Raw genomic sequence first — 9,304 nt, forward strand, 5'->3', positions numbered from 1 at the left:
CGAGCGACGCCAGACCTCATAAAAGTCAACTTTTGAGTTTGACATATGGCGCTCAAATACCCGCAACATAAAGCGTTTAACGTCGGCGGCACCGAGCTTATGCAGGTTTAGAATACGGCGAAAAATCTCTTTATAAATAGTTGAGTCTTGCACATTATTCAGCGGGATCATTTTTAAGTTGATCGCATCGTCAAACGGCGTCGCGCCGCCAGTTAATAGCGCGTTGAGCTCTTGGGCTTTGAGCTCTATTGGGTTGTAATTAAGTTGCTTTAAATGGGTAAACAACTTAGTAAACTTAACAATGGTATTGCCTTGCGTGTACTGGGCTAAATCAAGCTTACCTTGGTAACAAAAATACTGATGCGCATAACCGGCTATTTTACCTAAACCGGCAACGCCTATTACCACTGAGCCATGGGGCAAGTTTGCTTCAAGTAAGATATACGATTGATCCGACGCAAAATAAAATTTACGCGTTTCCTCTAAATCATGGCCATCCCACTCGGTGAGGCGTAAATCGTTGATCAGTGGAAACTGTAGCGCGTTGATTACTGAACTTTTACCGGTGTTATTAGGCGCGCAAATAGAGCTGCTTTTATCCAGCGGAATGACACATTTTGCATAGCCTGCGGTATTTAGCAGCGCAAGTTTACTCAGTCCGTATAAGTTGTTCATGCTTCATCCTCCGCTAAATAGGTTTCTTCGTTTACTTCCATTAAGGCATCAATATAGCGATGGATGGGGGCTTGCAGCATAAAACCGTGTTCAACTTCACGCGCTAGCCCTAATCGTACCATGCGCAGGTACACGTCTTTGCGCAGATCTGATCCCGAAAATATTTCTAGCTGTTCAAACAAGTGTTTATTAATTTGTACTAAGGTTTGCATCAGCTCTAAGTCGTTGACCTCGTCAAACAGGGCGCGCAATGGGTCTTTACCGGTGTTGGCGTAATGCTCAATCAAAATATAAATCGTTAGCGCAATAGCACGAGAAATTTTGCCCATGTTAGGGGTGCTTTCGTCACTGGCAAAATAGTAAAAACCACGGCTGTCGTGTTTTAACTCGTTTCCCAGTGCACTAAATAATGCGCTGTAAGCCTCAATGTGTTGATCCAGCTCTTGCCACATCACATTGTCGTGCTCGCAGAGGTGGTAACCCGCCGTTAGCTTTTTATTAATTGCTTGTAAGTGACTTAGTTCGTTTAAATTTATTTGTGTCATGGTGTTTACTCGTGTGCCTTAGTGGTGGCTTCAGGCTGAGAATTAAAGGGGTATAAAGAAAAATGCTGGCCGGCAATTTTGACCCGTGTTTTGTCGTTACTTTGGCGAATAGCCAGTTCATTGTCACTCACCAGCTTTTGATACAAAAACAACATTTCGTCGGCATCAAGGCCTGGGTAACTGTCGTCCAAAAATTGCAATAACGGTTGCGACTTACTGCGTTGTTGGCCAAAGCGTTGAGTAAAGCGCTGTTTGACCTCGTCGTAATCAGGAATATTAGGCGCCACAAAGGCGGGCACATCCTGTTGCTCAGGCAATTGGTACTCTTGGTGTTCAAACTCAACCAAACTAGCCATATAAGCGATGATGTGGCGTTGCTGGCCTAACGAATAACGTTGCGTATCGCTGACAAAGTGCGGCTGCACTGCGCTGAGCATGCTGTCGACGCCATTTTTACGAATTAACCCAAGCACTTTAGCCGCTTGGCGGGTAATTAAATTGTTACGGCGTAATTCTTCACGCAACGGCATGAGCATATCGGCACTTTTACGTAAGCTTTCACGCCCGACTAAATGCATTTCGAGAATGCGAGTGCGCAATTGCTCAAGCATGCGTTTATCGTGGTAGGCTTTACCAGATTGTTCAATATGCTGTATTTGCGTGCTAATTTGTTGCTCTATTAAACTAAAGCAGGCATGAAACTCGCCGCGTATATCGACCATTTTCAACATTGGCTCTATGTATTCGTCAAACGCTTCGATAACGCCTTGATAACGTTTTTGCAGTGATTGCACCGCGTTATCGGACTTGGCTTGCTCAACAATATTTAATATGGCATTTTCGTTGTGGGCGTATAATTTCATTATTTTTCGCACCCGATCATCCATAATACGGCTAAAACGCCGTAAATCGTCAAAATCTTCAATTTCACCCGCTTGGGCTAAACGATTGCCTAAACGGGCTAAATCATCAACTAACACGCTAATTTCTTGCGCTAAGCCTAAATGCTCTTCTTGCAGTAAAAAAGTGGCAAAATCGGCAATAGCGCGGTTTATTTCGAGCTGTGAAGATTTCGCTAAAGGAATAATAATATCTTGATTTAACAAGCGATTAGTTTCTTTATATACGCGCTCATTAGGCCAAGAGGGCTGTTTTTGTTTGATGGCGTTTTGTAAGTCTTTAAGACTAAAATCGGCCATTTTAAAACGTTTAAATAACAGCTCTAGCACACCCCAATGTTCGTTGAGGGTATTGAGCCGCTTTTTAGCTGGGATCATAAGGCGTTAATACATCCTAGTAAGGTGTTGCGGTAACCTAAGTCAAAGTTCACAGGGTAACTTTACGGCTTAAATTGCCATTTTTGTGATATTGGCGGCAATACTTCTTATGGTATTCGTTTTTCACGCTATTTAGTAATAGTTTTTGACTATGCATAGTGATAACATTCGCGCCGAAAAATAGGTACACAGAATAGCTAAATTTATTCATGGGTCAATTTTTACATTAAACCGAAGGTTGTTCAATTATCATGGTTTCCTCAATTATATTAACTCTGATAGCGATTGCATTTTTGCTGATTGTTATTGAGGATGTAATTCACGTAAACAAAGCTAAAACTACGCTTTTTTTTGGTACGCTTTGTTGGATTATCTCCTTTATTTTTCCTATTAATGGGCAAAGCCCCGCAACGATACAAGAACTCCTTAATCATAATATTTTAGAAATTGCCTCGTTATGGTTGTTTTTAATGGCGGCAATGACCTTTGTAGCCTATTTAAACTCCAAAGGGTTTATCGAAAATATTGTTAATCGGGTGATGCCAAAAACAATTAGTGAACGCCAGCTAATGTTTTTAATTGGTCTGTTTGCTTTTATCTTCTCCTCTATTTCCGATAACGTTACCGCCACACTCATTTCACTTGCCGTCGTTTTATCCTTAAAACTTGAAACCAAAAAGCTGCTTAAATACGCAACGCTGATTATTTTTGCGGTAAACTCAGGGGGCGTGTCGCTTATCACCGGTGATGTAACCACCTTAATGATATTTTTAGATGGCAAAGTCACAATCAGTAATTTATTGCTACTGATAGGGCCTGCTTTTGTCAGCGTGATGTTGCTTGCTGCATTATTGTCTATCGGCTTAAACGGTCGCGTTGATTTTACTAAGAGCAAACAAAAGCGCATTGAAAAAACCGACATCACCATCGCGATTATCTTTTTATCGACCGTGATAGCCACGCTAACATTAAGTGTTTTATACAGTGTGCCGCCATTACTGACCTTTTTGTTTGGCCTATCGATGATGTTTTTAGTGGCGCAATTCCTGATGCGTAAAAAAGACATTAATAAAGATATGATTGATTTTATTCGTGAAATTGAATACGACACGTTATTGTTCTTTGTTGGGGTGTTGCTATTGGTTGGTGCGCTAAAAGAAGTGGGGGTATTGAGTCAGTTTACTAACTTATACGCCATCATGGCGCCAGAATATGCAAACTATTTAATGGGCATATTATCGGCGGGCGTTGATAACGTACCATTGACCGCGGCACTTTTAAAAGCCGATATCATTATGTCACAGCAGCATTGGTTGTCGTTTACTTATGCCACCGGTGTTGGTGGGTCATTACTGATCATTGGCTCGGCGGCCGGTATTATTGCAATGAGCAAAGTAAAGGGGCTGACATTTATGAATTACTTACGCTTATCATTTTATTTATTAATTTGTTATACCGTAGGGTATACAGGCTCGTATTTAGTCGGCAGTTTTGTTTAAAAGCACTTGACAGCTAGATGTCTAAACGATAACTTGCAAAACCTCAGCGGTGGATTGAGCCTTTCAATCAGCGCTGAGGTTTTGTTTTATTAGTGTCATATAAACACGCATTAATACAACATTCAGAAGAGGTGCGATACTTAGGTATTTAATGGTAGGCGACGTATGCCGATGACCATTAAAGAGGGAAGTACTCGCCGAGAAAAACAATACTACGTCGGCATTGTTTTTCGGTTTATGGGGCTGAATCCTCAAAACTGTCACCAATTGTAGGTGGAGAGCTTCTGGCAGTGGATTTTTCATATCTATATTTCCTGCCAAGTTCTTCTTGTTTTAGTACGGTTTGGATACCGTAACAGGAGACGAAATGACTAGCCAATCAGTGCCACACTTAGTAGCAGGCACCCAATCAAATTACACCGTTGCAAAATTTGGCGGCACCAGCGTCGCGGACTTTACGGCGATGAACCGTTGCAGTGATATTATATGTGCCGACAGCAGTGTGCGTATTGTTACACTTAGCGCCAGTGCAGGTGTGACGAACCATTTAGTTGAGCTTTGTAATGCCAATTTAAGCCCCGCGCAGCGTCAACAGCATATAGACGGTGTGGTGGCAATCCAGCAAGCTATTTTAGCTGAGTTGACCTTAGATGCTGACTTAGCCAGTGGTTTTAACGACACGCTTAATGCGTTTATACAATTAGCCAGCCAGGTGCTCACCAGCAGCGCGTTGCACGATGAACTGTTAAGCTTTGGCGAACGTTTGTCGAGCTATTTATTTACCCAAGTGCTGCGTTTAAAAGGGCTCAATGCGGTTCGTTTTGATGTACGCCAAGTGCTAAAAACCGATAGCCAATTTGGTAAAGCCACACCCAATGTGGCCGCTACGGCACAGGCCGCACAGACCTTACTTATTCCAAAATTAGCCGAGCAAGTTATTGTTACACAAGGTTTTATTGGCAGTGATGCCGCAGGGCAAACAACCACATTGGGGCGGGGCGGCTCAGACTATAGCGCGGCCTTATTAGCCGAGGCAATTAACGCCAAAAGTGTGCATATATGGACCGATGTAGTGGGTATTTTTAGTACCGATCCGCGCTTGTGTAGTAAAGCCACACCGATTGCGCGATTAAGTTTTGATGAAGCCGCAGAAATGGCGACCTTTGGCGCTAAAGTATTGCACCCAGCGACTATTTTACCTGCCAGTCGCAGTCATATTAATGTGTTTGTTGGTTCGAGTCGTGAGCCACAGCGCGGTGGTACTTGGATTGAACGTGAAAAAACCCAGCAACCCGGAATTCGCGCCGTTACCCAGCGTAAAAATCAAATATTGTTAACCCTTAAAAGCCCCGAAATGCTATTGGCGAGTGGCTTTTTAGCGCGGGTATTTACTATTTTAAGTGAGTTTAATATATCGGTTGATTTAGTCACTACGTCAGAAATTAGCGTGGCAATCACCCTAGATAATGCAGCGAATGCGTCGCGCCCTGAGCTTGATCAAGGTTGTTTAGACAAACTGGCAGAGTTTTGTCATGTATCGGTAGAAAACAACCTCACGCTGGTGGCGCTGATTGGTTCTGAGATCCAGTTACGCCAACATGAAATGAACTTAATGCAGGTACTCAGCGACTTTAATATTCGACTCATTTGCCATGGTGCGAGTAAACATAACTTGTGCTTTTTAGTGGAGCAAAGCGAGTCAGATAACGTGGTACAAGCTATTCATAGTCGCTTACTTGAAAGCGATTACGCGGCGTAATTGTGTTAAGCCAATAACAGCGCACCGCCACTCGGCGCGCTGTTGCATCACCACGCTAATATCAAAATCTGCCGTTTGCGCCTGCTCGGCATTGGCCATGTCATTATTAATTGCCGCCGCGGTTATATTACCGCTGCGGGCAACAAGCGCGGCCTTGGTTAATTCGCTAAACACATTGGGACTGAGTAATTTTGCGATTGGCCGACTGGTAGCCTTAGCCAGCGCTTCTTTTAAGGTCCAAATTCTAAAAAAGTGCTGCGCTTGCGCAAGCGCGGTTGTGGGCGCGGTGATAAGGGTTATTTCATCGGCGTGATAAAAGTGTTTGGCTAATTTGGCAAATGGCCGCTGCAGGCTTATTTTTTCAATATCGAAGCCAAATGGCAATTGCTCAGGGTTAAGCGCTGCGCCAACAAAACCATGCGAGTGGGAAATACAGCAATTAATAATACGCCCGTTAACATGCAGTTGTAGTTTGCTGCTGGCTTGATCAAACTGTGAGCTAATAGCCGTTAAGGGGGTGGCTGCAAATTCACTAAAACAGCTTTTCAATAAATATTTTAATAATAACCGAGTGGCTAAATATTCTTGTTTTGCTTGCGGGCTTTTTCGGCGACTGATGACCTGTAACTCAAATGGGCTTAGATAATCGGCCACTTTGTATTGCCTCATATCGAGGGATTTAGCGTTAAATAATAAAATACTCCCGCTAGTTTGCTTTAGTGGTGCAATAGGTAAGGTGTTTTTAAAGTAAGACAAACTGATCATCGCTCAAAGAATAAAAATTAATACTAAACCACTATTTGAAGATAAAGCTGCACAGATAGTAAGCGGTTTTTGCTTGTTGTGCGCCTGAGCTACATTTTTATTACTAAGGCGCGGTGAAATATGGTTTAATTCACCCTAATAAAAATAGTAACAGATTTGTAGGTGTATGGCACAAGTGCGTGATGGTTTTCAAAGCCGACTGGGTTTTGTTTTAGCGGCTGCAGGCGCAGCGGTGGGTTTAGGTAATATTTGGGGCTTTCCTACACAGGCGGCGAACCACGGTGGTGGCGCATTTTTGCTGGTGTACTTTATTGTTATATTTTTACTCGCCTTACCCGCGTTATACACCGAATTGTATTTAGGCTATAAAGCACAAGCAAACCCTGTTATTGCCTTGCGCGACGCGTGGCAAGATCAAGCACCTAAAGTGGGGGCTGCTGCAGGTTATATTGGTTTGGCCGGCGCTATCGTGATGCTTAGTTTTTACTCCATCGTTGCCGGTTGGATGTTGTCGTATGCCATCGAGCCCATTAGCTCTTTTTTAGGCTTTAGTGATGTTAGTGAGTTTTTGCATAGCGATTCGATGCTGCGTAACTTTATATTCACCCCGTTAATGCTCATTTTTACCGCCAGTATTATTTTAAAGGGCGTGAAATCTGGTATCGAAACCTGGTCGCGCCGTTTAATGCCGGTGCTGTTGCTATTGTTAATTGGTTTAATTGTTTATATTGCCACTCTTAATGGCGCAAGTGCTGGGTTTGCCGCGTATTTAATTCCCGATTTTAGCCAAATACTCGATCCTAATTTGATTATTGCGGCAATGGGGCAAGCCTTTTTCTCGCTGTCGTTAGGGGTAGGCTGCATGATGATTTACGGCTCGTACTTAAAACCGGGGGCTAATTTACCTAAGCTTACCGTAAGCGTTGCTTTATTAGATACCAGCGTGGCATTTTTAGCCGGGCTGCTGATCATTCCGGCTATTTATGTGGCGCAACATAATGGCGTTGAAGTGTTTAGCAACGGTAAGCTCATTGGCGAAGGCCAGCTTATTTTTGCTATTTTACCAGCCTTATTTAGCACCATGGGTGATATTGGCTTACTAATAGGGCTGTTGTTTTTTGTGCTGATGTCGATAGCCTCAGTAACCTCTACCATTTCGACCACCGAAATTCCGGTGGCGTTTTTAGTCGAAAACCACAATGTCGATCGCAGCAAAGCCACCTGGTTTATCAGCGCCGTAGTACTGTTTTTCGCCAGCTTAATTATCCTCAATTTTGACTGGTTATTTGGCCTAGTAATTATGTTATTTACCCAATATCAATTACCGTTAATGGGATTATTTTACTTTGTTACCGTTGGCTGGTTATGGCAGCGCGGGAATAAATTGCGTCAAGCAAGCGCTGGTGTGCACTACTGGTTTGCGCAATACATCCGTTTTGTATGCCCAGTATTAATGACCTTAGTGTTTGCCAATGTGGCGTTTAATTAATGCATTAACAACGTGCAGAGTTTAAAAAAAGCGCAGCGATTAACCGTCACTGCGCTTTTTTTGTGCGTTGAATGTTTGCGGCTATTGGCTATAAAACTTGGTTAGCCAGTGGCTTGTCGTGTGCAACGTCAAGGGCATTTTGTAGCGTAGTGTTGGCAATCACAGTGAGCGCTTCTTGAGTAAAAAAGCCTTGGTGACCGGTAATAAGTACATTTTTAAAACTCACTAAACGAGAAAATATATCATCTTGGTTGATGTCGTCGCTGTGATTTTTAAAAAATAACTCCGATTCTTGCTCGTATACATCAAGCCCTAAATAGCCTAACTTTTCGCTTTTCAGCGCCTTAATACAGGCCTTACTGTTGAGTAGGGCCCCACGAGAGGTGTTGATCAGCATCACCCCCGTTTTCATTTTATTAAAGGCGGCGTCGTTAATTAAATGATGGGTTTGCTCATTGAGTGGGCAGTGTAGCGAGATAATGTCGCTTTGCCTTAACAGCGTGTCTAAATCAGTGATGCGATAATGGCCTGTTTGCGCTTCAGGATCGCACACCAATATTTGCGCGCCAAAGCCATTTAAAATATGTGTAAGTGCGGTGCCAATTTTACCACAGCCAATAATACCCACGGTTTTATGGTGTAAGTTAAAGCCCAGCAAACCATTAAGATCGAAGTTATCTTCGCGTACTCGGTTATACGCTTTATGGGTTTTGCGGCTCAGTGTTAACATTAAGGCTATGGCATGCTCGGCAACGGCTTCAGGGCTGTAGGCCGGCACGCGCAATACCTTGATATGGTGTTGTTTTGCAGCAGCCAAATCGACATTATTAAATCCAGCACAACGTAGCAACACAGTAGCTACTTGTAATTTTGCAAGCTGTGCCAGCACCGCCTTATTTACGCTGTCGTTCACAAACACACACACGGCATCATAACCCGACGCTAAAACGGCGGTTTGTTCATTAAGTGCTTGTTGAAAATAATCTATGGTTATTCCGTTGTGTTTACTGACACTGTGTTGAAAAAAACTAACTTCGTATTTTTGGCTACTAAAAAAAGCAATATTCATGAGGCAACTCCACGCGATAATACACAGTGATTTATTATCAGCGTAAACCAGTTTATGGTATTGCGCTTAGTGAAACGCTATTTTATTGATCTAGACACGCCTTTATCCGCCCAAATAGTTAATACCGCTGAGAGTTACACGCTGTTTGTATGAGCGGCCGCTAGGTTACTTTCTATGGCGAGCTGCAGTGCGCTTGGTTTAGTGCGCGGGGCATAACGCGCAATTA

Annotated in this window: 7 protein-coding genes, 1 pseudogene and 1 riboswitch; of the genes and pseudogenes, 3 read left to right on the forward strand and 5 right to left on the reverse strand. The window is 43.1% G+C overall.

What is annotated here, in order from left to right; genetic code table 11:
• The 3 genes and pseudogenes from ABYB02_RS11500 to ABYB02_RS11510 all read right to left on the reverse strand — a co-directional run.
• Positions 1–675: pseudogene (locus tag ABYB02_RS11500) on the reverse strand (ATPase); the annotation flags it as partial.
• Positions 672–1,220, reverse strand: a complete 549-nt coding sequence (locus ABYB02_RS11505; protein ID WP_372762592.1) for a hypothetical protein — start codon at positions 1,218–1,220, stop codon at positions 672–674. The pseudogene ABYB02_RS11500 and the gene ABYB02_RS11505, both read right to left, overlap by 4 nt.
• Before the next feature lie 5 nt (positions 1,221–1,225).
• Positions 1,226–2,497 (reverse strand): hypothetical protein, encoded by a 1,272-nt coding sequence (locus ABYB02_RS11510; protein ID WP_372762593.1) that lies wholly within the window; start codon positions 2,495–2,497, stop codon positions 1,226–1,228.
• A 251-nt stretch (positions 2,498–2,748) separates the two neighbouring features.
• Between ABYB02_RS11510 and nhaD the strand changes: the two genes are divergently transcribed.
• Positions 2,749–3,996, forward strand: coding sequence for a sodium:proton antiporter NhaD (nhaD, locus tag ABYB02_RS11515; RefSeq protein WP_372762594.1), 1,248 nt, complete (start codon positions 2,749–2,751; stop codon positions 3,994–3,996).
• Between the two features lie 118 nt (positions 3,997–4,114).
• Positions 4,115–4,288, forward strand: a riboswitch (Lysine riboswitch).
• A 75-nt stretch (positions 4,289–4,363) separates the two neighbouring features.
• Entirely contained in the window at positions 4,364–5,755 is a 1,392-nt protein-coding gene (gene lysC / locus ABYB02_RS11520) for a lysine-sensitive aspartokinase 3 (protein ID WP_372762595.1), read from the forward strand.
• On the opposite strand, the gene ABYB02_RS11525 is transcribed toward lysC, so the two are convergent.
• Positions 5,729–6,517 carry a 4'-phosphopantetheinyl transferase superfamily protein gene (locus ABYB02_RS11525; RefSeq protein ID WP_372762598.1) on the reverse strand — a complete coding sequence of 263 codons (789 nt, stop codon included), beginning with the start codon at positions 6,515–6,517 and terminating at the stop codon, positions 5,729–5,731. The genes lysC and ABYB02_RS11525 overlap by 27 nt on opposite strands.
• A gap of 169 nt (positions 6,518–6,686) precedes the next feature.
• Here ABYB02_RS11525 and ABYB02_RS11530 point away from each other — a divergent pair, with 169 nt between their 5' ends.
• Positions 6,687–8,009: a sodium-dependent transporter gene (locus ABYB02_RS11530; RefSeq protein ID WP_372762596.1), complete on the forward strand. Its 1,323-nt coding sequence runs from the start codon at positions 6,687–6,689 to the stop codon at positions 8,007–8,009.
• A gap of 88 nt (positions 8,010–8,097) precedes the next feature.
• Here ABYB02_RS11530 and ABYB02_RS11535 read toward each other — a convergent pair whose 3' ends face one another.
• Positions 8,098–9,078 (reverse strand): 2-hydroxyacid dehydrogenase, encoded by a 981-nt coding sequence (locus ABYB02_RS11535; protein WP_372762597.1) that lies wholly within the window; start codon positions 9,076–9,078, stop codon positions 8,098–8,100.
• Positions 9,079–9,304: the final 226 nt, after the last annotated feature.

Origin of the sequence: Pseudoalteromonas sp., from assembly GCF_041613455.1 — a bacterium.
Taxonomy (GTDB): domain Bacteria; phylum Pseudomonadota; class Gammaproteobacteria; order Enterobacterales; family Alteromonadaceae; genus Pseudoalteromonas.